This is a genomic window from Streptomyces sp. NPDC050806 (assembly GCF_055586425.1).
This window is the reverse complement of record NZ_JBVJIF010000006.1, coordinates 364,648-390,821: the sequence shown is the minus strand read 5'-3', so window position 1 is coordinate 390,821 and position 26,174 is coordinate 364,648. Positions and strand designations below refer to the sequence as shown.

Sequence of the window (26,174 nt, the reverse complement as noted above, 5' to 3'; positions counted from 1 at the left end):
CGAGGGGCCCCGGCACGAGCCGGGGCCCCTCGGCGCTGTCCTGCCACAGCCGTCGGGTGGCGCGGCGGCACCCGTGCCGTCCCCGCCCGCCGCTGGTCACTCCGGTTGGTGGTCCGGGCCGCCGTAGTCCGGGCTGGTGAAGTCGGGGCTGGTGAAGCGGGGGCGGACGGCGGCGCGGTGGTCGTCCTCCGGGCCGGAGAAGCGCGGGTGGGTGTAGCCGAGGGGCGGCATGCGGCCGGCGTCCGGGGCGCGGTGGACGACGAAGCGGCCGGCGGCTTCGGGAGCCGCGGAGGACGAGGGCGCGGGCGGATTTCTGTCGGTGTCGCCGTCGGTGGGCTCGGCGGCCGGTGTGCCGGGAGCGACCGGGCCGCCGGGACCGGCCGTCGGGGGCGTACCGGGCGCACGGTCGGCAGCGCCGGCCGAGGCGGCCGGAGTGCCCGGCCGCGGTGGGCTCGCGGGCTTCTCCGCAGCGGAATGGGGGTGCGGGCCCGGGGGCGGTTCCGGTGCCGTCAGGGCCTCCAGCAGGAACGGGCGCAGGCCGCGTTCGAGGAGGGCCTCGCGCCACTTCTCCCGGGCGCGGTCGACCTCCTGGGCGAGCTCGCTCGGGCGGGAGGCGCGCAGGGACGTGGAGCCGTTCCGGACCGCGGTGACGAGCAGGCCCCCCATCGCGATGAGGATCGTCGCCGCGGTCAGACCGGCGAAGGCCCAGCCGACGCTGATCAGCGGCTGCGCCAGGGCCTCGTCGGGGCTGACGGTGTGCAGGGCGTAGCCGATGAGGAGGAAGAGGACCGCGGCGATGCCCGCCAGGACGGGCGCGAGGACCGTGACCATCGCGGCCAGCCCGGCGCCCGTGGCCTCGGCGACCTCGCCCATCGCGGCGAGGTTGACGCCGCCGCCCGCGCCGTTCCCACTGCCCTCGCCCGGTTCGGTACCGGCCGCGGCCGGGCGCGCGGACGCGGGCGAGCGCAACTCCGCGCGCAGCGAGACGTAATGCTGGTACTCGGCCGTCGCGCACGCGGCGATGGCGGTCGTGGCGCTGAGCGCCATGGTGCGCAGCTGCTCAGTGTTGAGGCGCATGCCTGTCGCGGCGAGATCCGGGCGGTCGGCCGCGGCGCGCAGAGCCTCGTCGAGGGCCCGCCGGAATTCCTCGCGGTCCTCGTTCAGCAGGTGCGGAGCGCTGTTCATGTGCATCCCCCGATGCTCCGTAGGGCCGTACGGGCCGGTATGAACCGGGCAGTTGGCGGGAAACGGAGGAGAGCCTGCTACGGATAGACCGATGGTAGAGCGCGCCCTGTCCGGCGTGACAGAGGATTTCGGAAATTCGCTCCGCCCGTGACAAGCCTTCCCCGGCCGTCCCCCGGCCCGTCTACTGTGGCCACGCTCAGCCCCCACCCGGCCGGTTACCGGCCTGCGGTACCCATGCCCCGATACGGGTCAGGCAGTCAGGGGGAGCTGAACGACCAGCAGCTTTCCGGCCATCGTGACGCCGCCGTCCATGGCGACCGCGAGCCCGTCGGCGTACACGTGCGGCTCCTCGACGGCGACGCCCTCGCTCTCGCCGTCCTCGGTGCCGACCTCGCCGAGGAGGTACGGGATGGGGCTGTGCCCGTGGACGATGCGCTCGCCGCCGTACGTGCCGATCAGTTCGAGCACGGCCTGCGGGCCGGACTCGTCGCGGAACGCGAACCGCTTGGTCAGCTTGCGGAAGAGGTCCCAGACCTCGTTGGCGTCGCTGCGGGTGAGGACGTCGTGGACGGCGTCGTTGACCGCCTCGATGGAGTCGCCGTAGTCGAGGTACGCGGTGGTGTCGGAGTGCACCAGGAGGTGTCCGTCCTCCTGCGTCATGGCGTCCAGCCGGGCCATCCACTGCAGGTGGTGGTCCTGGAGGCGGTCCATGTCGGTCTTCTGGCCGCCGTTGAGCAGCCAGGCGGCCTGGAAGGAGGCGGTGCCGGCGCCGGACTGCACGGGGGTGTCGCCGAACCGCTTGGCGCCGAGCAGCAGCAGCTCGTGGTTGCCCATGAGGGCCTTGCAGTAGCCACCGGCCGCCGCGGCCTCGGCGGACAGCTGCATGACCAGGTCGATGACGCCGATGCCGTCCGGGCCGCGGTCGGTGAAGTCGCCGAGGAACCACAGCCGGGCGTTGCCGGCCGCCCAGTGGCCCTCGGCGTCGATCAGGCCCTCGGCGAACAGCGCCGCACGCAGCTCGTCGTAGTAGCCGTGCACGTCGCCGACGACGTACAGCGGGCCGCCCGCCTCGCCCTCGCCGACCTGCTGGAGGTGGAGGGCGGGGTGATCGACCAAGGTGTCGGTGTACGTGACGGGGGTGCCGTCCGGGCCGACCACGGGGAGGTCCCGCTCGGTGGGGGTGTAGTCGGCGGGCAGCTGGTCCGGCGGCGGGGCCTGCGCGCCGGTGCCGTAGGTGAGGCGGGCGTACGGCCGCGCCCTGGTGCGCACGCGGACCTCGGGGTCGAGGCGCTCCTGGGATGCCGCCTGCCCGTCCTGGGGAGCCGGCGCTTGCTGCGGCGGGACGTATCCGTCCCGCGGGGCCTGGCGGGGGTGCGGCACGTACCCGTCGTGCGGGACGTACTGCTCCGGCGGCGCGTACCCGTCCTGCGGGGCGTACGCGTCCTGGGGGGCGTACGCCTCCTGCGCGGGGCCGCTCGGTGCGGCCCCGGGTGTTCCAGGAGGAACGGGCGCAGGAGGTTGTGCCGCCATGGTCCGCACCATGGGTCCCAGACCGGCCCCCTGAGTCATCGACCCCTCCACCGTCGCGCCGCCGTGCACCTCGCGGACCTTGCCTGGTCGACGGCGGTCCGTGGTGTCGTGCGCCCATCATAGGAACGCCGCTCGCGGCTTGTGACGCACCAGGGGGTGGTCAATCGTTCTGAGCCCGGCGTTCGCTGCTGTTTTCTCCCGGCTTCGCCCTGTTTTTCCCCTCGCGGCCGTGGCCGTCCGGCGGAATGCTCAGTCGCCGGACGGGCCGCGCGGTGGGCTGACCGTCGTACGTGGGGACCTCCGTTGGGACGAGGTGCGCACGATCAGGTCGGTCGGTATCACCTGCTCGACGGGGCGCCCGCTGTCGAGCCCTTCGATGGCGTCGATGAGGAGCTGGACGACGGCGGTACCGATGCGCCGGGGTTTCAGGGAGAGGGTCGTGATGGGCGGCTCGGTGCTGGCGTAGACGGTGGATTCGCTGCAGCACACGAGCAGGAGGTCGTCAGGGACCCGGAGACCGTAGCGGCGTGCGGCGGCGAGGAGGTCGGTGCCGTTCGGGTCGAAGAGTCCGTAGACCGCGTCCGGGCGGTCCGGGCGGGCCAGCAGGCGGTCGGCGGCGACGGCGCCCGCACACGGGTCGTGCGCGGGATAGGACTCGTAGACCGGGTCCTGGCCGACCCGCTCGCACCACTGGAGGTAGGCGGTGGTGGACAGGCGGGTGTAGGTGTCGGTGGTGGTGCCCGTGAGGAGGCCGATGCGGCGGGCGCCGGCGTCGGCGAGATGGTCGAGGAGGCCGAGGACGGCTGCTTCGTGGTCGTTGTCGACCCAGCCGGTGACGGGGAGGGTGCCGCCGGGACGGCCGTCGGAGACGACGGGGATGCCGTGCCGGACGAGCTCGGTGACGACCGGGTCGCCGTCGGCGGGGTCGATGACGACCGTGCCGTCCAGGGCGACGTTGGACCAGACGTCGTGACGGGAGGTCGCGGGCAGGATGACCAGGGCATAGCCACGGGCCAGTGCGGCGGAGGTGGCGGCGCGCGCCATCTCGGCGAAGTACGCGAACTCGGTGAAGGTGAAAGGTTCATCCCCGTACGTCGTGACGGTCAGGCCGATCAGCCCTGACTTGCCTGTACGGAGCGTGCGGGCGGCTGCGGAGGGGCGGTAGCCCAACCGGTCGGCCACCTCGCGGACGTGGCGACGGGTGGCGTCCGGAAGCCGGCCCTTGCCGTTGAGCGCGTCGGAGACAGTCGTGATGGAGACACCGGCTGCGGCGGCCACGTCCCGGATGCCTGCCCGCCCCAACCGGCGTCCGGTCGACCGGCTCACCTGGTGCTTCCCTGCTGCTGTCATGGCGAGCCGATAGTAGGGCTCGGAGGGGGCCATCGCGGGGCTTCCTTATGCGCTGTCGAAAGGCACGTTTCTGCATGCCGAAAGCCCGTCAATCTCCTTTGAATGGAAGGACGTTGAAGGTCAGAGCATGATTCTGCTCCCTGATCGATACCGTTGACCTGCACATTGCGCCAGGTATCGAAGAGGTCTCAAGTCACCTTCACGGGTGATGCGCGCCACGGCGTGAGCCACCGGCGCGTGACAGAGCGGGAGGCGCTCCGCAAAGGCCTTACGCCCTGAGCTGGGCATGTCGCCGGTATATGACGTGCGCATGCCCATGAGAAGGCCGGACGTGGAAGCCCCTACGCCGCGCGGCTCAATCCTCATAAGGTGTGCAGTATTGGTGACGAGCGGGACGGTCGAGGAGGACCTGCGGTGAGCGAGAAGACCCCGAAGCTGCGTGCGGCGCTGGACGGCGTTCCCACCTACAAGCCCGGGAAGCCGGCCGCGGCGGACGGCCCGGTGGCGTACAAGCTGTCCTCCAACGAGAACCCCTATCCGCCGCTGCCGGGCGTCCTGGAGAGCGCGGTGGCCGCGGCCGGGGCCTTCAACCGGTACCCGGACATGGCCTGCACCGGCCTGATGGCGGAGCTGGCGGAGCGGTTCGGCGTGCCCGCCGAGCACCTGGCGACCGGCACCGGCTCGGTGGGCGTGGCCCAGCAGCTGATCCAGTCGACGGCCGGGCCGGGCGACGAGGTGATCTACGCCTGGCGCTCCTTCGAGGCGTACCCGATCATCACCCAGGTCTCGGGCGCCACGTCCGTGCAGGTCCCGCTGGACGAGAACGAGGTACACGACCTCGACGCGATGCTCGCCGCGGTCACCGAGCGGACCCGGCTGATCTTCGTGTGCAACCCGAACAACCCCACCGGCACCGTGGTGCGCCGCGCTGAGCTGGAGCGCTTCCTCGACGCCGTGCCCTCGGACGTGCTGATCGTGCTGGACGAGGCGTACCGCGAGTTCATCCGCGACGCCGACGTGCCGGACGGTATCGACCTCTACCGCGACCGCCCGAACGTCTGCGTGCTGCGGACGTTCTCCAAGGCGTACGGGCTCGCCGGGCTGCGGGTCGGCTTCGCGATCGCGCACGAGCCGGTCGCGGCGGCGCTGCGCAAGACGGCGGTGCCGTTCGGCGTGAGCCAGCTCGCGCAGGAGGCGGCGGTGGCCTCGCTGCGGAGCGAGGAGGCGCTGCTGGAGCGGGTGGAGGCGCTGGTGGCCGAGCGGACCCGGGTGGCCGGGGCGCTGGCCGAGCAGGGTTGGACCGTGCCCGAGTCGCAGGCGAACTTCGTGTGGCTGCGGCTGGGGGAGCGCACGGTGGACTTCGCGCGCGCCTGCGAGCAGGCGGGCGCCGTGATCCGGCCGTTCGCGGGCGAGGGCGTGCGGGTCTCGATCGGCGAGACCGCGGGCAACGACATCTTCCTGCAGGCGGCGGAGGCCTTCCGCAAGGAGCTGTGAGCCGCGGAAGCATGCGCGCGGCGGGTGGCCGCGGTCCTCAGGGGCCGCGGCCACCCGTCTTTTCCGGGCCAGGGGGCCGTGGCTCAGACGCGCTCGACCCGGATCGGGTCACCGTCGCGGACCGTGGCGAGCCGGCGCGGGTCGCCGTCGACGCTGCCGAGCAGGTTGCAGGGGGAGGCCAGGCGGCGCTCGTCCCCGCGGGAGATGGGCGTCGGCCCGTACGGCAGGGCGAGGGCGTCGCCGTCGGTCCAGAACGCCACCGTGCCGGGGTCGACGACCTGCTGCGCGTCGGCCTCCCGGGCGGGTGAGACGGGGGTCGTGAAGTAGACCTCCTCGCCCCAGGTGTGGGCGGTGGAGGCGATCGGGAGCGCGTCTTCCAGGGCGGCGGCGGTCGGGGTGTCCGCCAGGGTGGCGGTCAGGTGCCCAGCGGGCCATGAGATGCGTATCTGCATGGCGCTGAATTCAACAATATGTTGAAGAAGAGCGGAAGGGGGGCCGACGGATTTCGGCGCGTACACGTTCACTAACGGCATCTCCGGGCCGCTACGGTCAGGCCGTATCAGGGATTCCCCGGCCACGGAATACCACGTGACCGCAGTCACGTACCCCCCACGGGAGCTGTCCGAAAGTCATGGGAGATAATTGCTTGTGAATGTGAACGCGTTCACAAGCACCTCCCCTTATGTCCCTCTTTATGTAGGACAAAAGGGGCAGGGGTGTGGCGAGAACGGCGACCGTAAGGAGACATCGACGTGGAACTGGCGTTGGCGCCAGAGACTCTGGCGCGATGGCAATTCGGCATCACGACCGTCTATCACTTCCTCTTCGTGCCCTTGACGATCTCTCTCGCCGCCCTGGTGGCAGGACTGGAGACGGCGTGGGTCCGCACGGGCAAGGAGCGCTACCTCAAGGCGACCAAGTTCTGGGGCAAGCTCTTTCTGATCAACATCGCGATGGGTGTCGTCACCGGCATCGTCCAGGAGTTCCAGTTCGGCATGAACTGGTCCGACTACTCGCGCTTCGTCGGTGATGTCTTCGGCGCCCCGCTCGCGTTCGAAGCCCTCATCGCGTTCTTCTTCGAGTCCACCTTCATCGGCCTCTGGATCTTCGGCTGGGACAAGCTGCCCAAGAAGATCCACTGCTTCTGCATGTGGATGGTCTCGATCGGCACGATCCTGTCGGCGTACTTCATCCTCGCGGCCAACTCCTGGATGCAGCACCCCACCGGCTACAAGCTCAACAAGGCCACCGGGCGCGCGGAGCTGACCGACTTCTGGAAGGTGCTGACGCAGGACACCACCCTGGTCGTCGTCTTCCACACGCTCACGGCCGCCTTCCTCGCGGGCGGCGCCTTCATCGTCGGCATCGCCGCTTTCCACCTGATGCGCAAGAAGCACATCAAGGTCATGCGGACGTCGCTGCGGCTCGGTCTGGTGACGCTGGTCGTCTCCGGTCTGCTGACCGCCGTCAGCGGCGACCTGCTGGGCAAGGTCATGTTCCAGCAGCAGCCGATGAAGATGGCCTCGGCCGAGGCGCTGTGGGACGGGCAGGCGCCCGCACCCTTCTCGGTCTTCGCCTACGGGGACGTGGCAAAGGGGCACAACACCGTCGAGGTGGAGATCCCCGGCCTGCTCTCGTTCCTCGCCCACGACGACTTCTCCTCGTACGTGCCCGGCATCAACGACGTGAACAAGGCCGAGCAGGAGAAGTACGGGCCGGGCGACTACCGGCCCAACATCCCGGTCGCCTACTGGGGCTTCCGCTGGATGATCGGCTTCGGCATGTCCTCCTTCGCCCTCGGCGTGGCCGGCCTCTGGCTCACCCGCAAGAAGTTCTGGCTCTCGCAACGGCTGCGGACGGGCGACGACGAAGTACCGCATCTCGCGCTGACCAAGGACAGGGCGCTCGGGGACGGGCTGGCCAAGTGGGCCTGGCGGCTCGCCGTGGTCACCATCGGCTTCCCGCTGATCGCCAGCTCCTGGGGCTGGATCTTCACCGAGATGGGCCGTCAGCCCTGGGTCGTCTACGGCGTCATGCGCACCTCCGACGCGGTCTCCCCCGGCGTCTCCCAGGGCGAGGTGATCACCTCGATGGCCGTCTTCACCACGCTCTACGCGATCCTCGCCGTGGTCGAGGTCAAGCTGCTCGTCAAGTACGTCAAGGCCGGACCGCAGGAGCTGTCGGAGTCCGACCTCAACCCGCCCACGAAGATCGGCGGAAACGACAGCGACGCCGACCGGCCGATGGCCTTCTCGTACTAGGAGGCAGCTGTGCACCTTCACGACGTCTGGTTCGTCCTCATCGCCTTCCTGTGGACCGGGTACTTCTTCCTCGAAGGATTCGACTTCGGGATCGGCGTGCTCACCAAGCTGCTCGCCCGTGACCGGCGCGAGCGGCGAGTCCTGATCAACACCATCGGCCCGGTCTGGGACGGCAACGAGGTCTGGCTGATCTCCGCGGCGGGCGCGACCTTCGCGGCCTTCCCCGAGTGGTACGCCACGCTCTTCTCGGGCTTCTACCTGCCGATGCTACTGATCCTGCTCTGCCTCATCGTGCGCGGCGTGGCCTTCGAGTACCGCCACAAGCGGGACGAGGAGCGCTGGCAGAACAACTGGGAGAACGCGATCTTCTGGACCTCGCTGCTCCCGCCGGTGCTGTGGGGCGTGATCTTCGGCAACATCGTGGGCGGTGTGAAGATCGACGCCGACAAGAACTACGCCGGGACCCTGCTCGACCTGCTGAACCCGTACGCGATCCTCGGCGGCCTGGCCATGCTGGCGCTGTTCACCTTCCACGGCGCGGTCTTCGCCTCGCTGAAGACGATGGGTCCCATCCGGGAGCGGGCACGCGTCACGGGCTCGTTCCTCGGCATGATCGCCATGGGGCTGGCGCTCGTCTTCATGGTCTGGACACAGATCGACCAGGGCGACGGCAAGAGCCTGGTCGCCCTGGTCGTGGCAGCGGTCGCGCTGCTCGCCGCGCTGGTGGCGAACATGTTCGGACGCGAAGGCTGGTCCTTCGCCTTCTCCGGCGTCACCATCGCGGCCCTGGTCGCGATGCTGTTCCTGACGCTCTTCCCGAACGTCATGCCGTCCTCGCTGAACGAGAGCTGGAACCTCACGGTCAGCAACGCCGCATCCAGCCCGTACACCCTGAAGATCATCACCTGGTGCGCAGCCATCGCGGCCCCGCTCGTGATGCTCTACCAGGGCTGGACGTACTGGGTGTTCCGCAAGCGCATCGGCACCCAGCACATCGCCGACGCGCACTGATCCCCTTCCGTTACGTACGCCAGGACGGATGTTTCACGTGAAACCGATCGACCCGCGCCTGCTTCGGTACGCCCGCGCCACCCGTTTCTTCCTTGCCGCGGTGGTGGTGCTCGGGCTTGCCGGGGCCGGCCTGGTCATCGGCCAGGCGATGCTCATCGCCGAGGTCGTCGTCGGGGCGTTCCAGCGCGATCTCTCGCTCGACGACCTGACCACACCGGTCCTGCTGCTCGCGCTGGTCTCGGTCGGCCGGGGGCTCGTCTCCTGGCTGACCGAGCTGGCCGCGCACCGGGCGAGCGCCGCGGTCAAGTCCGAACTCCGCACCCGGCTGCTGGAAAAGGCGACCGGGCTCGGCCCTTCTTGGCTCGGAACCCAGCGCACCGGCGAGCTGACCACCCTCGCCACCCGCGGCATCGACGCACTCGACGACTACTTCGCGCGCTACCTCCCGCAGCTCGGACTCGCGGTCGTCGTCCCCGTCGCCGTGCTGGTCCGCATCGTTACCGGCGACTGGATCTCCGCCGCGACCATCGTCGTCACGCTCCCCCTCATCCCGCTGTTCATGATCCTCATTGGCTGGGCGACCCAGTCGCGGATGGACCGGCAGTGGAAGCTGCTGACCCGGCTTTCGGGGCACTTCCTCGACGTCGTCGCCGGCCTGCCCACGCTCAAGGTCTTCGGCCGGGCCAAGGCCCAAGCGGGCGCCATCCGCACCATCACCGGCGAGTACCGCCGAGCCACGCTGCGCACCCTGCGCATCGCCTTCCTGTCCTCCTTCGCGCTGGAGCTGCTCTCCACGATCTCCGTCGCGCTGGTCGCGGTCGGCATCGGCTTCCGCCTGGTCAGCGGCGAAATCGACCTCTCCACCGGTCTGATGGTGCTGATCCTGGCGCCCGAGGCGTACCTGCCGCTGCGGCAGGTGGGCGCGCAGTACCACGCGGCGGCCGAGGGCCTGGCGGCCGCCGAAGAGATCTTCGCGGTGCTGGAGACCGAGGCGGAGGCCGGGCACGACGGGACGCGCGAGGCGCCCGCCGGTACCGGGATCACCGTGGACGGCCTCGTCGTACGCCACTCCGGGCGCACCGAACCCTCGCTGCCGGAAACCTCGTTCGAGGTGGCGGCAGGGGAGACGGTGGCGCTCACGGGGCCGTCGGGCGCCGGCAAGACCACCCTGCTCAACGTTCTGCTCGGCTTCACGACGCCCGCGGCCGGGCGGGTGCGGGTCGACGGCGTGGACCTCGCCACGCTCGCGCCCGACAGCTGGCGCCGCCGCGTCGCCTGGGTCCCGCAGCACCCCTACCTGTTCGCCGGCACGGTCGCCGAGAACGTACGGCTGGCCCGCCCGGACGCGGACGACGAGGCGGTACGGGCCGCGCTGCGCGACGCCGGTGCGCTCGACTTCATCGACGCCCTCCCCGACGGCCCGGACACTCGCTTGGGCGAGTCCGGCGCAGGCCTCTCCGCCGGCCAGCGCCAACGCCTCGCACTAGCCCGCGCGTTCCTGGCCGACCGCCCGATACTCCTGCTCGACGAGCCCACGGCAAACCTGGACGGCGAGACGGAGGCATCGGTCGTGGACGCCGTAAGCCGCTTGGCCAAGGGCCGCACAGTCCTCCTCGTAGCCCACCGCCCGGCCCTCATCACGGCAGCCGACCGGGTCATTCACCTCCCCGGCCACCCCAACGCACCGGCACCAGCCGCGACTACGGAAGGGACCGGGGCGGAGGGGGTGGTCGTCGGACGTAAAGCGAAGCAGTCCGACGACCACCCCCGGAGCCCCGGCACCGGCCACGAGGCCGTGGCGGGTCCAGGGGCTCGGCCCCTGGCCCGGCTCAGGGCGCTGGCCCGAGCGCACCGCTCCCGCTTCGCCCTCGCGCTACTGCTGGGCAGTTGCGCACTGGGCAGCGCCGTAGGCCTCATGGCCACCTCCGGCTGGCTGATCTCAAGGGCCTCGCAGCACCCCCCGGTGCTCTATCTGATGGTCGCGGTCACGGCGACCCGCGCGTTCGGCATCGGCCGGGCCGTCTTCCGGTACGCCGAGCGGCTGGTCGCGCACGACGCGGTGTTCCGGATGCTGTCGGACGTCCGGGTGGCGGTCTACCGGCGGCTGGAGCAGCTCGCCCCCGCCGGCCTGCGCGACCGCAGCCGAGGCGACCTGCTGTCCCGGCTGGTGGCCGACGTGGACGCCGGACAGGACTACTTCCTGCGCTGGCTGCTGCCCGTGGGCGCGGCCGTCGTGGTCGGCGCCGGATCGGCGGGCTTCACCGCCTGGCTGCTGCCGGAGGCCGGCGCGGTGCTCGCCGCCGGCCTGCTGCTGGCGGGCGTCGCCGTGCCGCTGGTCTCCGCCGCGCTGGCCCGGCGGGCCGAACGACGGCTGGCCCCGGCGCGCGGCGCCCTCGCCGCACGCGTCGTGGACCTCCTCACCGGTACGGCCGAACTGACCGTCGCGGGCGCCCTGCGGGAGCGGCTGGCCGGCACCCGCAGGGCGGACCGCGAACTCACGGCGGTCGCTTCCCGGTCCGCCGCGGCTGCCGGTGCGGGCGCCGGGCTGACCGCGCTGCTGACCGGGCTGACCGCCGCGGCCGCCGCGGTCGTCGGCGTGCAGGCCGTGCACGACGGACGGCTGAGCGGGGTGAGCCTGGCGGTGGTCGTGCTGACGCCGCTCGCCGCGTTCGAGGCGGTGGCCGGGCTGCCGCTCGCGGTGCAGTACCGGCAGCGCACCCGCCGTGCCGCCGAGCGGGTCTTCGAGGTGCTGGACGCACCGGCGCCGGTGCGTGAGCCCGACGCGCCCGAGGAGCTGCCGGAGTCGCCGTTCCCGCTGGTCGTGAGCGGGCTGACGGCCCGCCACCCCGGGCAGCACCGGCCGGCGCTCGACGGTGTGGGCTTCACGCTCGCGCCGGGCCGCCGGATCGCGGTGGTCGGCCCGTCGGGCTCGGGCAAGACCACCCTCGCGCAGGTGCTGCTGCGCTTCCTGGACCGGGAGTCCGGTACGTACACACTGGACGGGGTCGACGCGCAGCAGGCGGCGGGCGACGAGGTACGGCGGCTGGTCGGGCTGTGCGCGCAGGATGCCCACCTCTTCGACAGCTCGGTGCGCGAGAACCTCCGGCTGGCCGATAAGGGGGCTGCGGAAGCCGACCTGTGGGACGCGCTGGAGCGGGCCCGGCTCGCCGACTGGGTACGCGGGTTGCCGGAGGGCCTGGACACGCTGGTCGGCGAGCACGGTGCGCGGCTGTCCGGCGGGCAGCGGCAGCGGCTGGCGCTGGCCCGCGCACTGCTCGCCGACTTCCCCGTGCTCGTGCTGGACGAGCCGGCCGAACATCTGGACCTGGCCACCGCCGACGCGCTGACCGCCGACCTGCTGGACGCGACCAGCGGCCGGACCACGGTCCTGATCACGCACCGGCTCGCGGGGCTGGAGGCGGTCGACCAGATCCTCGTACTCGACGAGGGGCGCGTGGTGCAGCGCGGCCCGTACGAGGAACTGGCAGCGGCCGACGGCCCGTTCCGCGGCATGCGGGACCGGGAGCGGGCGGCGGACGCCCGGTACACCGCGGGGGCGGCCGCCGCACCCCGCTCGTAGCCCCGCTCTCCGCCCCGTGGCACCGTGCTCCGTACGTACCGTCGGCACACCCCGGAACGGTAATCGCGACTTTCCAGGGCAAAAGGTACTTACTAGGCTCGGGGCATGGCAGCCACGGCAGGACCAGCGAACGGACCCGGGGCGGCGGAAGGCCCCGTGCCGGAGGACTTCGTGCCGGAGGACTTCGTGCCGGAGGACTCCGTGCAGGGGGCCGAAGCCGACACGATGGACGCGGCCACGGAGGCCACCCGCAGCCTCCAGGGGATCTCGCCCGAGATCACCGCCCGGCTGCCGCGTCTGCTGGAGGCCATGCGGACCGTGGGTGCCGGGCTGGACCTGCACGTCACCCTGGACCGCATCGTGGAGACCGCGGCGGAGCTGGCCGATGCCCGGTACGCGGCCATCGGCATCGTCGACCAGGCCCGGGACGGCCTGTCGGACTTCGTGACGTACGGCGTGACCGCCGAGGACCACCGGCGCATCGGCGCGCTCCCCGATGGCCACAAGGGCCTGCTCGGCGCGCTCATCCACGATCCCCGGCCGCTGCGCCTGGCCGACCTCACCCAGGACCCGCGCGCGGCCGGCTTCCCGCCCGGGCATCCGCCGATGCGGACGTTCCTCGGGGTGCCGATCCGGGTCCAGGGGGAGATCTTCGGGAACCTCTATCTGACGGAGAAGCGCGGCGGCGGCGAGTTCAGCGAGGGCGACCTGCACACGCTGCGGGTCCTCGCGACGGAGGCGGGTCTCGCGATCGGCAACGCCCGGATGTACGCGGCGGCCCGGCAGCGCGAGGCCTGGATCGACGGCGCCGCCGCCGTCACCACCGCGCTGCTCGCCGGGAGCGACGTGGACGAGTCGCTGGCCGTCGTCGCCGAACAGGCCCGGCGGCTGGCGGACTCCGCCGCCGGGATCGTGCTGCTGCCGGTGGAGGACGGCGGGCTGGAGATCGTGGCCGCGGCGGCGGACGAGCCGGCCCGTCTCATGGGAACGCAGATCCCGCCCGACAGCCCGGTGACCGCCACCCTCCTCGCCGGCGAACCGGTGTTCGTCGAGGACTCGGCGACCGATCCCCGCATGATCACCGAGGTCGCGCCGTACTTCGGGCCCAGCATGCTGCTGCCCCTGAAGAGCGGCGGCCGTGTCCTCGGCACCCTCGCCACCCCCAGGGCGCGCGGCGCCCGGCAGTTCACCCCCGCGGAACGCACGCTGGCCGCGCAGTTCGCCGCGCAGGCCGCACTGGCGCTGGTCCTCGCGGACGCGCGCCGCGACCGCGAGCGGCTGGCCGTCTACCAGGACCGCGACCGGATCGCCCGGGACCTGCACGACCTGGTCATCCAGCGGCTGTTCGCCACGGGAATGATGCTGGAGAGCGCGGCCCGCAGGGCCGTGGTGCCCGAGGTGCGGCAGGGCGTGGGCAAGGCCGTGGACGAGCTGGACGTGACGATCCAGGAGATCCGCACCGCCATCTTCGCCCTGCAGCAGGGGCCCGCCGAGGCGCCCTCGGGGCTGCGTACTCGGGTGCTGCGCGAGATCGGTACGGCGGCGGTGCCGCTGGGCTTCCAGCCGTCGGTGAACTTCGTCGGCCCGTTGGACGCCATGGTCGGCGAGTCGACCGGCAAGAACCTGGTCGCCGCGCTCCGCGAGGCGCTGTCCAACGCCTTCCGGCACGCCCACGCCTCCCGGATCGAGGTCGTCGTGGACGCCACGGCCACGCTGCCGGACGGACGGGACGCGGTACGGCTGACGGTCGCCGACGACGGTGTGGGCATTCCGGAGGGCGGCCGGCGCAGCGGCCTGAAGAACCTCGCGCGGCGGGCCGAGGCGCTGGGCGGGTCCAGTACGTACGGGCCGGGGCTCGGCAAGGAGGGGGCGGGCACGATGGTGACGTGGGAGGCGCCGCTGTGAGGCGCGGCGCCGGATCGGCGGCTCCCCCAGGTGGCCGGACGGCTGTGCTCCGTTCGGTGGCTTACGGTCCGGGGCCGGAACCGCGCTCCGCGGTCCGGCGTCCTGATCGCGCAAATATCGGCCCATGCATCCAGGTCTGTCGTGCGGTCAGGAGGCCCGCGCGCCGCGACGGGCACCGGCGGCCCGGTCGCGGGCCCGTCGGCGCGGTGCCGTCGTGTGCGCCTTCACGATCATGCTGGGCGGGCTGCTGCCCGGCGGACTTCCTCCGGGCGGCGCGGCCGTCGCTGCGGCCGCCGCTGCCACCGCGTACGAAGGCGCGGCGGCGCGGCCGGGAGGCACGGCGCAGCGGGCGCACGCGGTACCGGCGGCCGGTGCGGCCCGCCACGAGCGGGCGGCGCGGCGGGGCGCCGTGGTGCCGCAGGGCGGCGGTGCGCGGTACGAGAGCGGCGGGCCCGGTCACGTCGTGGGGCGCGGGCGGTCCGCCCGGCTGGCCAGGGCGCGCTTGGAGGTGCTGCGGCTCGGCGTGGCGGCGGGCAGGGCAGGACGGTCGTACGAGTACGGGCTGCGGGCCGCCAGGGCCGAACGGGTCCGGGCCCGGCAGCTGACCGAGCGGCTGCGCAGGGAGCGCCGCACCGCCGCTGAGCTGCGCCGTACCGCCGGGCAGATCGCGGCCCAGCAGTACCGCACCGGCAGCGGGCTCTCCTTCGCCGTGCGCACGCTGACCTCGGCCGCCCCCGAGGAGGTGCTGCGGGCCCACCGGCTGGCCGAGCACCGGCAGCGCGCCCTGGCGGCACGGGCGCGTACGGCGCTGCGCGCGAGCCGGGCCCTGGCGGCGGGGAGCGCGGCGGCGGCCGGCCGCACGCAGGTGCTCGACGCCCGGAAGCAGCGGCTGGCCGGGGAGCGGGAGCGCATCGGGCGCAGCCTGGACCGGGCGCGCGGCCGGCTGTGGCGGCTGGTGGCCGGTGCGGCGGAGTCCGGTACGGCGGCGGCCGGCAGCTGTGGCGGGCCGTCGGAGGGGGTGTCTTCGGCCGCCGGGGCCCTCGCGGTCGCCGCCCCGTCCGCGCGGGGGTGGACCCGGCCCGTGACGGGGTACGCGCTGTCGGCCTCGTTCGGGGGCGCGGGCGCGCACTGGGAACACCGGCATACGGGGCAGGACTTCGCGGTGCCCGTGGGCACGCCCGTACGGTCCGTGGGCCGGGGCCGGGTGACCACGGTGGAGTGCGGCGGCCCCTTCGGGATCAACGTGGTGGTGCGGCACGGGGAGCACACGTACACGCAGTACGCGCATCTGTCGGCGGTGCTGGTGCGCCCGGGGCAGCGGGTACGCGCCGGGCAGCCCCTCGCACTCTCCGGGAACACCGGCAACTCCACGGGGCCGCACCTGCACTTCGAAGTGCGGCGCGGCCCCGGTGTGGACACGGCCGTCGAGCCCCTGCGCTGGCTGCGGAAGCGCGGTGCAGGGGTGTGAGGTCCCGCGGGCCCGGGGCCCTGTCTGCCCGGACGCCGTCCTACGGGGGCCGTCCGGTCATGGCCCTACGGGCGGCGGTCAGCCGCAGGTCCGCTCCCGCAGCAGCTTCTCGATCAAACGTTCGATGATGGCGGCGACGCCGTCCTCGTTGTTGCCCGCCGTGCGGTGCGTGGTCGCGGCCAGCACGTCCGGGTGCGCGTTGGACATGGCGTACGACGTGCCCGCCCAGGCCAGCATCTCGATGTCGTTCGGCATGTCACCGAACGCCACCACCTCGTCCGGGGCGATGCCCCGTTCGGCGCAGCAGCGGGCGAGCGTACCGGCCTTGCTGACGCCCGCGCCGCTGATCTCCAGGAGCGCGGTGGGGCTGGAACGGGTGAAGGACGCCAGGTGCCCCGCGGCCTCACGGGCCAGCGCGAGGAACGCGTCCGGGTCCAGCTCGGAGTGGTGCGCGAGGACCTTCAGGACGGGCTCGTCCGCCTTCTCGAACTCCTCGCCGAGCAGCTTCTCCACCGGGGCGATCAGCGCGCCCGGGTCGAGGTGGAACGGCGGGTACTGCGGCTCGTAGTGGATGCCGCCGGTGCGTTCGACGGCGAACGACGTGCCCGGGGCTGCGGCGCGCAGCGCCTCCACGACGGCGACCGCCGCGTCCCGCTGCAGCGCGCGCACCTCGACGATGCGGCGGCCGCGGTGCAGGTCGACGACGGCGGCGCCGTTGGCGCAGATCGCCAGGCCATGGCCGTGCACGTGGTCGCTGACCACGTCCATCCAGCGGGCCGGCCGGCCGGTGACGAAGAAGACCTCGATACCGGCCTCCTCTGCGGCGGCGAGCGCCGCGATCGTCCGTGCCGAGACGGTCTTGTCGTCGCGCAGCAGGGTGCCGTCGAGGTCGGTGGCGATCAGCCGGGTGCGGCGGCCGGGCAGCGGCGGCGCCGGGACGGGCCGTGGCTCGGGCGGCCGGGGTGGAGCGGATGGCGGCGGCGCCTCGGATGCCGGCGTCCGCGCGGATGACAGCGGCGGCTCGGCGGAGGGATCGTCTGTCACAGGGCCATCAGTCACGAGGCCATCTTCCCGCATATGCGCGCACAGGCGTGCGCCGGGGCGCGCGCATGAGCTTGACAGGGCCGGTCGGCGCGTCCAGCCGTAGGCTCGGAGGCATGCTACTGAGCACCGTGATTCTGCCCGTACGACGCTGGTCCGAAGGCGGGCGGGAGGTGTGGCAGCACGCCGAGGAGCTGGGCTTCCATGCCGCGTACACCTACGACCACCTGTCCTGGCGGGTCCCCTTCCGGGACGGCCCGTGGTTCGGCGCCGTGCCGACGCTGACCGCGGCCGCCGCCGCGACCTCCCGCCTGCGCCTGGGCACCCTCGTCACCTCGCCCAACTTCCGGCATCCGGTCACCCTCGCCAAGGAGCTGATCTCGCTGGACGACATCAGCGACGGCCGGATCACGCTCGGCATCGGCGCGGGCGGCAACGGCTTCGACGCGCATGCGCTGCTCGGCAGCGACGAGGAGCCGTGGACGCCGCGCGAGCGCGCCGATCACTTCGCCGAATTCGTCGCCCTGCTGGACCGGCTGCTCACCGAGGACGCCGTCACGTACGAGGGCGAGCACTACAAGGCGCACGAGGTGCGCAACGTGCCCGGATGCGTGCAACGGCCGCGGCTGCCGTTCGCGGTCGCCGCCACCGGGCCGCGCGGCCTGCGGCTGGCGGCGCGGTACGGCCAGGCGTGGGTCACCACCGGTGACCCCAAGGTGTCCGCCTCGGGCACCCCCGAGCAGTCGCAGGCGGCGATCGCCGGCCAGATCGAGCGGCTGGGCGCGGCCTGCGAAGCGGAGGGGCGGGACACCGGGAAGCTGCCCAAGATCCTGCTGACCGGTTTCACGCCGGACCGGCCGCTGGACTCGGTCGACGCCTTTGTGGACTTCGCCGGCCGCCATGGGGAGCTGGGCATCGACGAGATCGTGCTGCACTGGCCGATCGAGGGCACGATCTTCGAGGCCGATCAGTCGGTCTTCGAGCGGATCGCGGCGGAGGCGCCGGCCCAGCTCGCGGCCGGCTGAGCCGGCACAGCTCGGAGCCGGCCGCGCCCGGGCGCCGAAGGGATCACCGTCCCTTTGCCTCGCCAGGAGGAACCGAACAGGGATCTGGAGGGAGAATCGGGACAGAGGCGTCGTCGTACGGACGGTCGGCTGGGCCGTCCGGCTGGAGGACACCATGGCTCGGACCCGATTCGCCCCGGACCGCGGGCTGACCTCGCGCATGGTCGTGACGATGTTCTTCATCGGCCTGCTGTACGTCGTGGTCGTCGGCGCGCTGGTGGTACTGCTCAAGGGCGCGTGGCTGATCGTGCTGGTGATCACGGGCGCCCTCTTCATCGCTCAGTTCTGGTTCAGCGACCGCATCGCGGCGTTCGGCATGGGCGCCCGCGAGGTCACCCCCGAGCAGGCGCCCGAGCTGCACGGCGCCGTCGACCGGCTGTGCGCGCTCGCCGACATGCCCAAGCCCAAGGTCTGCATCGCCGACAGTGACCTCCCGAACGCCTTCGCCACCGGGCGGAATCAGCGGAACTCCCTGATCTGCGCCACCACCGGACTGCTGCGCCGGCTGGAGCCCGAAGAGCTGGAAGGGGTGCTCGCGCACGAGCTGTCGCACGTGGCGCACCGCGACGTGGCGGTGATGACCATCGCCTCGTTCCTGGGAGTGCTGGCCGGGGTCATCACCCGGGCTGCGCTGTGGAGCGGGGTGGGACGCAGCAACCGGGACAACAACGCGGCCATCGCCGTCCTGATCGTCACGGCCGTGAGCGCGGTGGTGTACGTCATCAGCTTCCTGCTCACCCGGCTGCTGTCCCGTTACCGTGAGCTGTCCGCCGACCGGGCCGCCGCGCTCCTCACCGGGCGGCCGTCCGCGCTGGCCGCCGCGCTCACCAAGGTCACCGGGCAGATGGCCCGGATCCCCACCCGCGATCTGCGCCGGGCCGAGCCGTTCAACGCGTTCTACTTCGCCCCGGCCTTCTCCAAGGAGAACGCCGTCCAGCTGCTGTCCTCGCACCCGACGCTGGAACAGCGCCTGGACCAGCTCGGCCGCCTCTCCGCCCAGCTGGGCCGGCCGTGAACCGGGCCGGAACCATCGGCTCAGTACCGGCCCGCCTCTCCCTCAGCCCCTAGGAGCCACTCGATGGGTTTTCTGGATGTGATCCTCGGCCGCAGCAAGCCGGTACGCCCGGACCTCGACCAGCTCTTCGCGCTGCCCTCCGCCGCGATCACCCTGCAGGCGGCAACGGGATTCACGCCGACGGGCCGGGGCTCGGTCTGCTTCGCGAGCGTCGAAGGCGGGGCGTTCGCCCGCATCCAGGCCGATGTGCGGGAGCTGCTCGGCCCGCCGGTGGAGTACACCCAGGACCAGTACGGGTACACCTGGCTTCTCGCCCAGCACGCCCCCGAGGACACCGCGGGCCTGGTCAACGACCTGCACGCGGTCAATACCTCGCTCCAGGAGGCCGGCTTCGGCCCGCAGCTGCTCTGCTCGCTGATCGGCTTCCGCGACGAGCGCGACCGCTCGCTCGCCCTGGTGTACCTCTACAAACGCGGCACGTTCTATCCCTTCGCGCCGCTCCCCGGAGACGGCGAGAAGCGTGACAACCCGCTCGAACTTCAGATGCGGTCCCTGCTCGCCGACGATCTCGCCGTTGAGAAGGATCTGAGCCGCTGGTTCCCGGTGTGGGGCGCGCCAGGGCTGTGACGCGAAGTGTGCTGCTTTGTTTCACGTGAAACACGATGTCCCGTTTCACGAGAACCTCCTGTTTCACGTGAAACATCTGTCGCGCCTGTCGATCACAAGCCGCTCGACGTCATGACCGCACCCGGGAGCTGAGCCAGGGAGTCAGATCGACCCCGGTGATCAGCTCCTTGTACGTCTCGTCACCGGGGAGTGGCACCACCAGCCACCAGCCGGGCGGGAAGAAACGGCCCTTGACGTGGGCGAGGTCGCCCAGCACCGCGTGCAGAAAGGCCGGGACGGAGTCGCGGGGCAGGTCCTGGAAGGGGATGCCCTCGACGGTCACGGTGGCGTCGTCCTCGGAGAACACCTCGATCGTGATGCGCGGTCGGCCACCGGTCAGTTCGACATACGCCTCGTGCGGCAGCGAGCCGTCCGGGTCGGCGACGACGAACGCACCTGCGGAGAGCCGGCGGCCGGAGCGGTCGGCCCCGATGTCGTGGGTGACCTCGATGTCGCGGCCGTACGCACGGGCGGCTTCACGAACGGCGTCGACGACGGCTTCGGTGCTGGGCAGATGCGGACGGTCCATGGGGTGATGATCTCACCGGGCGGGCCCCGCGCCGCGGTCCTCGTCGGCATCGGGCGCAGCGGGTGCGGCGTCCGCGATCAGCGCGTCCATTCGGCGGGCGCTCACCTCGTGCTCGGTGGCCGCGGTGACGAACGCCGCGACACCCGCCGGTCCGACCAGGTCACGGACGGACTGCACGGTGGCGGCCGGCAGCGGGACGTGCTCGGCGGCGGTCCGCTCGGGGGGCTCGCTGTGCAGGTGGTGACGGAGGTAGCGGCTCGCCAACGACCGCATGGCGCGGGCCAGTTCGGCGTCCACCGTCTGCTGGGCCAGCGGTCGCAGCCGGCGGACGAGACCCGCCGCCTCCTCCGCCTCGGCGTCGCTCGGCGGATGGTCGAAGTACTGCTGGAAGACATGCTCGGTGGTGAAGTCCAGGAAGCGGGAAGCTATGTGCTCCACCTGCACCCGCAGCTCCCGCAGGTGCCCCGAGATGGCGGGCAGCGGCACCCCCGCGGAGTGCAGTTCGGCCGCGACCGCGAGCTCCTGCGGGCTGGGCACCAGGAACTCCTCCGAACTGCCCGGCACCGGTTCCAGGACTCCCAGCTCCACCGCGTCCGCCACCGCCGCCTCGTCCGGGGTGCCGCCGAAGGTCGCGTCCAGCTCCCGGCGGGTGATCCGGCCGGTCTCCTCGTCCGTCCAGGGCCCGTCGATCTCGGCGACCAGCCCCAGCACCCCGCTCAGCCCGCGCCCCGAGTCCCAGGCCTCCAGCAGGTCCTTGATGCTGGCCAGGGTGTAGCCGCGGTCCAGCAGGTCCGAGATCTGCCGCAGCCGGGCGAGGTGCGCGTCACCGTAGACGTTCGCCCGTCCCCGCCGCTCCGGCTTGGGCAGCAGCCCACGGTCCTGGTACGCGCGGATCGTACGGACCGTGGTGCCGCTCCGGTGCGCCAGCTCCTCGATGCGGTACTCGGCCGCCGGGCGGTGCTGCTCGGTCACTGCGGTGCTCCTCACGAGATGGCCCGCGCCGCCCGGCCCGTTCCCCCGGCGGCCGGGGTGGCGCGGGGAAGTGGGCGAGGTACAGGGCCGTCCTGCGCGGAGCCCGTTCCTGCGAGGGATGGTACGGCTGCCCGCGCCGGCGCGACCAACGCCCGGCACCGGTCGCGCCACCCCGGCTCGCGACCCCGCACGGGCCGCCCTACCGACACGCTCGCTCCCCTACAGCGGCTCGATCCTGGCCAGCGCGCGCAGGGCACGCGGCGCGAAGCGGGAGAGGGCGCGCGACCCACGGGCCTCCGGGGTGACGGGCACGACCGCCTGATTGCGCACCACCGCGCGCAGGATGGCGTCCGCGACCTTCTCGGGCGGGTAGTTGCGTATGCCGTACAGCCGGGCGGCCTTGGTCTGACGGCGCTTCTCCTCCTCGGGCGAGACCCCGGCGACGTGCGAGGTCGAGGTGATGCTGGTGTTGACCAGACCGGGGCAGATGGCGCTGACCCCGATGCCCCGGCCGGCCAGCTCCGCGCGCAGGCACTCGCTGAGCATCAGCACCGCCGCCTTGGAGGTGCTGTACGCCGGCAGGGTCTTGGAGGGCTGATAGGCGGCGGCCGAGGCGGTGTTGACGATGTGGCCGCCCTGGCCGCGTTCTGCCATCTGCCGGCCGAAGATCCGGCAGCCGTGGATGACGCCCCAGAGGTTCACGTCCAGGACCTTCTTCCAGTCCTCGGAGGTGGTCTCCAGGAAGGAGCCGGACAGGCCGATGCCCGCGTTGTTCACCAGGACGTCGACGATGCCGTACTCGGCGGCGACCTTCTCGGCGAGCTTCTCCATCGCGGCCTCGTCGCCGACGTCCACCGCCTCCGCCCAGGCGCCGCCGGCCCCGATGAGCCGAGCCATGTCGGCCGTACGGGCCGCGCCCTCGGCGTCCCGGTCCACCGCGACCACCCGCGCGCCGGCCTCGGCGAACGCGAACGCCGTCGCCCGCCCGATGCCGCTCGCCGCGCCCGTGACCAGCACCAGTCGGCCGCCGAACCGGTCCGCGTACCGTCCGCGCGCGGCGACCTCCTTGGCCGGATCGCCCTCCTCCTTGGCCGTGACGAACTCCTCGATCCAGGCGGCCAGCTGGTCCGGGCGGGTGCGCGGCACCCAGTGCTTGGCGGGCAGCGTGCGGCGGGTCAGCTGCGGCACCCACTGCTCCAGCTCGTCGTAGAGCCGCTCCGAGAGGAAGGCATCACCGGTCGGCGTGATCAGCTGGACCGGGCAGTGCGCGTACGCGTCAGCCCGCGGGCGGCGCAGGCGGGCCCGGACGTTGTCCCGGTACAGCCAGGCGCCGTGCGCCGCGTCGGTGGGCAGCGAGGCCGTGGGGTAGTCCCCTGCCGGGACCTTCTCGACGCGCTCCAGGATCTTCGGCCAGCGCTTCCCCAGCGGGCCCTTCCACGCCAGCTCGGGCAGCGCGGGGGTGTGCAGCATGTAGACGTACCAGGACTTGGCGCCCTGGTTGAGCAGCTGGGCGGCGCGGCGCGGGGTGGGGCGGGCCATGCGCTTCTTGATCCAGTGCCCGAAGTGGTCCAGGGACGGGCCGGACATCGAAGTGAAGGAGGCGATCCGCCCCTGGGTGCGCTGGACCGTCACGAACTCCCAGGACTGCACCGAGCCCCAGTCGTGCCCCACCAGATGAACGGGCCGGTCCGGACTGACGGCGTCGGCCACCGCCAGGAAGTCGTCGGTCAGCTTCTCCAGGGTGTACCCGCCGCGCAGCGGCTGCGGAGCCGTGGACCGCCCGCAGCCACGGACGTCGTACAGCACCACATGAAAGCGCTCCGCCAGCAGCGGCGCGACCCGCGACCAGACCTCCTTGCTGTCCGGATAGCCGTGCACCAGCATCACCGTGGGCCGGGCCGGATCGCCCAGCTCAGCGACGCACAGCTCCACGCCGCCCGTCGCGATCCGACGCTCCCGCGCGCCTTCCAGTGCCGTGCTCACGCTTGCCTCCCCGCTCTCGCCGACTGCCTTGCTCACGCCGCCTTCTCCTCCTGCCAGCGCCGCACGTGCGGCAGGTCGTCGTCCAGCCAGAAGGCGCTCTCCTCGGGGTCCCGGGAGTCGGTGACGACCAGGATCTCCTCGAACTTCGCGCCCACGCCCCGGAATCCGAGGTGTGGTTCGACCGCCCACAGCCCGGGCCGCGGCGGGTGGTCGGAGAAGCGGTACGGGCTCCACAGGGGGGACCAGCCCTCGCGGTGGCCGTGCAGCGCGTCGGACGCGAGCCCCTTGAGCGACTGGGTGCCGAACCCGAACAGCGTGGGTGACCAGCGGCGTTGACGCACCCGGTCGACCTTGTGCGCGATCACGCCGAAGGGATAGGCGCGGTGCCGGTTGGCGTATCCCTGGCGGATCATGAGCCGTTCGACGTCCTCGTAGATCTCGCGCAGCGTCCGGCGCTCGCGGACCTCGCGCAGGATCAGTTCGCGGTGCGCCTCCAGGTCGGCGAGCAGCCGGTCGTGCAGCGGGCTGAGGCCGAGGCAGCCGGAGTACCCGATGTCGGCGGTGCAGCCCTGGTACACGGGGGCCATGTCGAGGATGAAGGGCATCCCCGGCTCCAGCACCCGGTCGGTGGGGAAGAACTGCAGCGGGACGCGGAAGTTCGCGAAGGCCGTACGGTCGCCGAACCAGGCGAAGGGCAGGTGGAACCAGTCGGTCACGCCGCGCTCGCGCAGCCAGCGGCGCTGCATGCGGGCCGCCTCCCGCTCGGTCACCCCCGGCTTCAGCTGGGCGGCGACCGCTTCGGCGCAGGCGTACGCCAGCCGCTGGACCTCCCTGAACCCCCGCAGGTCCGCGCTCGTCGCCGAGACTCCGGGCCTGCTCCTGGTCGCTGCTGTGCTCGCGGTCGCTGCTGTGGTCATCGCCAACCGTTCCGTCGCGGTACGTGCGCGTAACTTGACACTGATGAATGTGACAATGGTCGACGGCTGCGTCAAGGGTCCGTCACCGGCCTGTGGAAAACTTCCCCGCCGGCCACGGATGATCACAAGGCCGGCTGCCGACCGTCCGCGCCTCGGCTCCCCGCACGACCCCCTACGGGGAGCTACGCCTGGAGTCGGAGAAACATCCAGCCGTCTGGGGTGACGCCCGGTGTGGCGGGCGACACTACCGTCGACGTGTGACTGTGATCGCGACCGAAAGCCTCAGCAAGCGGTACCCGCGGGTGACCGCCCTGGACCGGCTCTCCGTTGACATCGCCCCCGGCGTGACCGGCCTGGTGGGTGCCAACGGCGCCGGAAAGTCCACCCTGATCAAGATCCTGCTGGGCCTGTCGCCCGCCAGCGAAGGCACCGCCGCGGTCCTCGGCCTGGACGTGGCCACCGAGGGCGGTGCCATCCGCGAGCGGGTCGGCTATATGCCCGAACACGACTGCCTGCCGCCGGACGTCTCGGCGACCGAGTTCGTCGTCCACATGGCGCGGATGTCCGGGCTGCCGCCGACCGCCGCCCGGGAGCGCACCGCCGACACCCTGCGCCACGTCGGCCTCTACGAAGAGCGCTACCGCCCCATCGGCGGCTACTCCACCGGCATGAAGCAGCGGGTGAAGCTCGCCCAGGCGCTCGTCCACGACCCCCAGCTGGTCTTCCTGGACGAGCCCACCAACGGCCTGGACCCGGCGGGCCGCGACGAGATGCTCGGCCTGATCCGCCGCGTCCACCGCGACTTCGGCATCTCCGTGCTCGTCACCTCGCACCTCCTCGGGGAACTGGAGCGCACCTGCGACCACGTCGTCGTCATCGACGGCGGCAAGCTGCTGCGCTCCTCGGCCACGGACGAGTTCACCCAGGCCACCACCTCGCTCGCCATCGAGGTCACCGACTCCGACGCGCACCCGGACGGGCTGCGCGCGCTGCGCGAGGCGCTGACCGCGGCGGGCGCGGTGACCGGCCCGGCGTCCGGCCCCGGAGACGGGCACCCGGCCGCCACGGGCCGCCTGCTGTACGTCGAGGCCACCGGTGAGGAGACGTACGACCTGGTCCGGGACACGGTCGCCGAACTGGGCCTCGGCCTGGTCCGCATGGAACAGCGCCGGCACCGCATCGCGGAGGTCTTCCGCGACCGCGCCGACGACCGTGACACCGCCCCGGCCCCCAGGGACGAGCGCCCCGCAGCCCACGAAGCAGCCCCCGCAGGAGCCCCCGATGCCTGAGTCCACCACCGTCCCCGCGGGCGGCCCGGGCCCCGCCGCCTCGATCCACGACATCGGCTACCGCCACTACGACGGCGCCCGGCTGGGCCGTGCGTACGCCCGCCGCTCGCTCTTCGTACAGAGCCTGCGCGGCGCCTACGGGCTGGGCCGCTCGGCGCGCACGAAGGTGCTGCCGATGATGCTGCTGGCCGTGATGTGCGTACCGGCCGCGATCCTCGTGGCGGTCACCGTCTTCACCAAGGCGCACGACCTCCCGCTGGAGCCCACCCGGTACGCGATCTACCTGCAGGCCGTCATCGGCCTGTTCCTGGCCGCGCAGGCGCCCCAGTCCGTCTCCCGCGACCTGCGCTTCAAGACCGTGCCGCTGTACTTCTCACGACCGATCGAACGGGCCGACTACGTGGCGGCCAAGTACGCGGCGATGAGCTGCGCGCTGTTCCTCCTCACGGCCCTGCCGCTGCTGATCCTGTACGTGGGCGCGCTGCTGGCGAAGCTCGACTTCGCCGAGCAGACCGAGAACTTCGGGCAGGCACTGGTCTCGGTGGCGCTGCTCTCGCTGCTGTACGCCGCGATCGGCCTGGTCATCGCCGCGCTGACGCCGCGCCGCGGCTTCGGCGTCGCCGCCGTGATCGCCGTCCTGACCATCCCGTACGCCGCGGTCACCGCCGTCCGGGGCGTCGCCATCGTCCAGGGCAACACCGACCTCGTCGGCTGGCTGGGGCTGTTCTCCCCGATCACGCTGATCGACGGCGTGCAGAGCACCTTCCTGGGTGCGGCCAGCGCGGCGCCCGAAGGGATCGGCCTGTCCACCGCCGCCGGTTCCGTCCACCTCCTCGTCGTGCTGGGCCTCATCGCCGGCTCGCTCGCCCTCCTGATGCGCCGCTACCGGAAGGCCGGACTGTGACCACGATCGA

At 72.3% G+C, this 26,174-nt stretch carries 20 protein-coding genes; 11 read left to right on the top strand and 9 right to left on the bottom strand.

Translation table 11 applies throughout. The features are described 5' to 3' along the window. Positions 1 to 96 precede the first annotated feature (96 nt). The 3 genes from ACZ6WH_RS21085 to ACZ6WH_RS21075 all read right to left on the bottom strand — a co-directional run bounded on the left by ACZ6WH_RS21085 (position 97) and on the right by ACZ6WH_RS21075 (position 4,065). The gene (locus tag ACZ6WH_RS21085) at positions 97 to 1,191 is read right to left on the bottom strand and encodes a hypothetical protein (RefSeq protein ID WP_469729894.1); all 1,095 of its coding nucleotides are present in this window, start codon (positions 1,189 to 1,191) and stop codon (positions 97 to 99) included. A 243-nt stretch (positions 1,192 to 1,434) separates the two neighbouring features. Next, positions 1,435 to 2,715 carry a metallophosphoesterase gene (locus tag ACZ6WH_RS21080; protein ID WP_469729893.1) on the bottom strand — a complete coding sequence of 427 codons (1,281 nt, stop codon included), beginning with the start codon at positions 2,713 to 2,715 and terminating at the stop codon, positions 1,435 to 1,437. A gap of 249 nt (positions 2,716 to 2,964) precedes the next feature. Continuing rightward, positions 2,965 to 4,065: a LacI family DNA-binding transcriptional regulator gene (locus ACZ6WH_RS21075; protein WP_399716818.1), complete on the bottom strand. Its 1,101-nt coding sequence runs from the start codon at positions 4,063 to 4,065 to the stop codon at positions 2,965 to 2,967. A gap of 414 nt (positions 4,066 to 4,479) precedes the next feature. Here ACZ6WH_RS21075 and hisC point away from each other — a divergent pair, with 414 nt between their 5' ends. Next, a complete protein-coding gene (hisC, locus tag ACZ6WH_RS21070) occupies positions 4,480 to 5,559 on the top strand; it encodes a histidinol-phosphate transaminase (RefSeq protein ID WP_469729892.1) in 1,080 nt (359 codons plus the stop codon). Positions 5,560 to 5,642: 83 nt separating this feature from the next. Here hisC and ACZ6WH_RS21065 read toward each other — a convergent pair whose 3' ends face one another. Beyond that, positions 5,643 to 6,011 (bottom strand): cyclophilin-like fold protein, encoded by a 369-nt coding sequence (locus tag ACZ6WH_RS21065; RefSeq protein ID WP_469729891.1) that lies wholly within the window; start codon positions 6,009 to 6,011, stop codon positions 5,643 to 5,645. 300 nt (positions 6,012 to 6,311) lie between these two features. Between ACZ6WH_RS21065 and ACZ6WH_RS21060 the strand changes: the two genes are divergently transcribed. The 5 genes from ACZ6WH_RS21060 to ACZ6WH_RS21040 all read left to right on the top strand — a co-directional run bounded on the left by ACZ6WH_RS21060 (position 6,312) and on the right by ACZ6WH_RS21040 (position 15,784). Next, positions 6,312 to 7,820, top strand: coding sequence for a cytochrome ubiquinol oxidase subunit I (locus ACZ6WH_RS21060; protein ID WP_469729890.1), 1,509 nt, complete (start codon positions 6,312 to 6,314; stop codon positions 7,818 to 7,820). A gap of 9 nt (positions 7,821 to 7,829) precedes the next feature. Further along, positions 7,830 to 8,831: a cytochrome d ubiquinol oxidase subunit II gene (cydB, locus tag ACZ6WH_RS21055; RefSeq protein WP_469729889.1), complete on the top strand. Its 1,002-nt coding sequence runs from the start codon at positions 7,830 to 7,832 to the stop codon at positions 8,829 to 8,831. A 37-nt stretch (positions 8,832 to 8,868) separates the two neighbouring features. Beyond that, positions 8,869 to 12,411 carry a thiol reductant ABC exporter subunit CydD gene (gene cydD / locus ACZ6WH_RS21050; protein ID WP_469729888.1) on the top strand — a complete coding sequence of 1,181 codons (3,543 nt, stop codon included), beginning with the start codon at positions 8,869 to 8,871 and terminating at the stop codon, positions 12,409 to 12,411. Positions 12,412 to 12,636: 225 nt separating this feature from the next. Then, complete coding sequence (locus tag ACZ6WH_RS21045; RefSeq protein WP_469730014.1) at positions 12,637 to 14,316, top strand: sensor histidine kinase; 1,680 nt, start codon at positions 12,637 to 12,639, stop codon at positions 14,314 to 14,316. Positions 14,317 to 14,530: 214 nt separating this feature from the next. Beyond that, positions 14,531 to 15,784: a M23 family metallopeptidase gene (locus ACZ6WH_RS21040; RefSeq protein WP_469729887.1), complete on the top strand. Its 1,254-nt coding sequence runs from the start codon at positions 14,531 to 14,533 to the stop codon at positions 15,782 to 15,784. Positions 15,785 to 15,862: 78 nt separating this feature from the next. Here ACZ6WH_RS21040 and ACZ6WH_RS21035 read toward each other — a convergent pair whose 3' ends face one another. Further along, positions 15,863 to 16,708 (bottom strand): Cof-type HAD-IIB family hydrolase, encoded by an 846-nt coding sequence (locus ACZ6WH_RS21035; protein WP_469730013.1) that lies wholly within the window; start codon positions 16,706 to 16,708, stop codon positions 15,863 to 15,865. 233 nt (positions 16,709 to 16,941) lie between these two features. Between ACZ6WH_RS21035 and ACZ6WH_RS21030 the strand changes: the two genes are divergently transcribed. The 3 genes from ACZ6WH_RS21030 to pspAB all read left to right on the top strand — a co-directional run bounded on the left by ACZ6WH_RS21030 (position 16,942) and on the right by pspAB (position 19,531). Then, positions 16,942 to 17,850 (top strand): LLM class flavin-dependent oxidoreductase, encoded by a 909-nt coding sequence (locus ACZ6WH_RS21030; protein WP_469729886.1) that lies wholly within the window; start codon positions 16,942 to 16,944, stop codon positions 17,848 to 17,850. A 154-nt stretch (positions 17,851 to 18,004) separates the two neighbouring features. After that, positions 18,005 to 18,904, top strand: a complete 900-nt coding sequence (gene htpX / locus ACZ6WH_RS21025) for a zinc metalloprotease HtpX (RefSeq protein WP_469729885.1) — start codon at positions 18,005 to 18,007, stop codon at positions 18,902 to 18,904. A 63-nt stretch (positions 18,905 to 18,967) separates the two neighbouring features. Then, positions 18,968 to 19,531: a PspA-associated protein PspAB gene (pspAB, locus tag ACZ6WH_RS21020; protein WP_469729884.1), complete on the top strand. Its 564-nt coding sequence runs from the start codon at positions 18,968 to 18,970 to the stop codon at positions 19,529 to 19,531. 109 nt (positions 19,532 to 19,640) lie between these two features. Here the strand turns inward: pspAB and ACZ6WH_RS21015 are convergent, their stop codons facing one another. The 4 genes from ACZ6WH_RS21015 to ACZ6WH_RS21000 form a co-directional block, all read right to left on the bottom strand. Beyond that, positions 19,641 to 20,099 (bottom strand): hypothetical protein, encoded by a 459-nt coding sequence (locus ACZ6WH_RS21015; protein WP_469729883.1) that lies wholly within the window; start codon positions 20,097 to 20,099, stop codon positions 19,641 to 19,643. Positions 20,100 to 20,111: 12 nt separating this feature from the next. Continuing rightward, positions 20,112 to 21,071 carry a MerR family transcriptional regulator gene (locus tag ACZ6WH_RS21010; protein WP_469729882.1) on the bottom strand — a complete coding sequence of 320 codons (960 nt, stop codon included), beginning with the start codon at positions 21,069 to 21,071 and terminating at the stop codon, positions 20,112 to 20,114. A 219-nt stretch (positions 21,072 to 21,290) separates the two neighbouring features. Next, positions 21,291 to 23,090 (bottom strand): SDR family oxidoreductase, encoded by a 1,800-nt coding sequence (locus ACZ6WH_RS21005; protein ID WP_469729881.1) that lies wholly within the window; start codon positions 23,088 to 23,090, stop codon positions 21,291 to 21,293. Further along, positions 23,087 to 23,971, bottom strand: coding sequence for a M24 family metallopeptidase (locus tag ACZ6WH_RS21000; protein WP_469729880.1), 885 nt, complete (start codon positions 23,969 to 23,971; stop codon positions 23,087 to 23,089). Before ACZ6WH_RS21000 ends, ACZ6WH_RS21005 begins: the two co-directional genes overlap by 4 nt. A gap of 257 nt (positions 23,972 to 24,228) precedes the next feature. Here ACZ6WH_RS21000 and ACZ6WH_RS20995 point away from each other — a divergent pair, with 257 nt between their 5' ends. Both ACZ6WH_RS20995 and ACZ6WH_RS20990 read left to right on the top strand, forming a co-directional pair. Next, entirely contained in the window at positions 24,229 to 25,260 is a 1,032-nt protein-coding gene (locus ACZ6WH_RS20995) for an ABC transporter ATP-binding protein (RefSeq protein ID WP_469729879.1), read from the top strand. Further along, positions 25,253 to 26,164, top strand: a complete 912-nt coding sequence (locus tag ACZ6WH_RS20990) for an ABC transporter permease subunit (RefSeq protein ID WP_469729878.1) — start codon at positions 25,253 to 25,255, stop codon at positions 26,162 to 26,164. The genes ACZ6WH_RS20995 and ACZ6WH_RS20990 overlap by 8 nt, the downstream gene beginning before the upstream one ends. Positions 26,165 to 26,174: the final 10 nt, after the last annotated feature.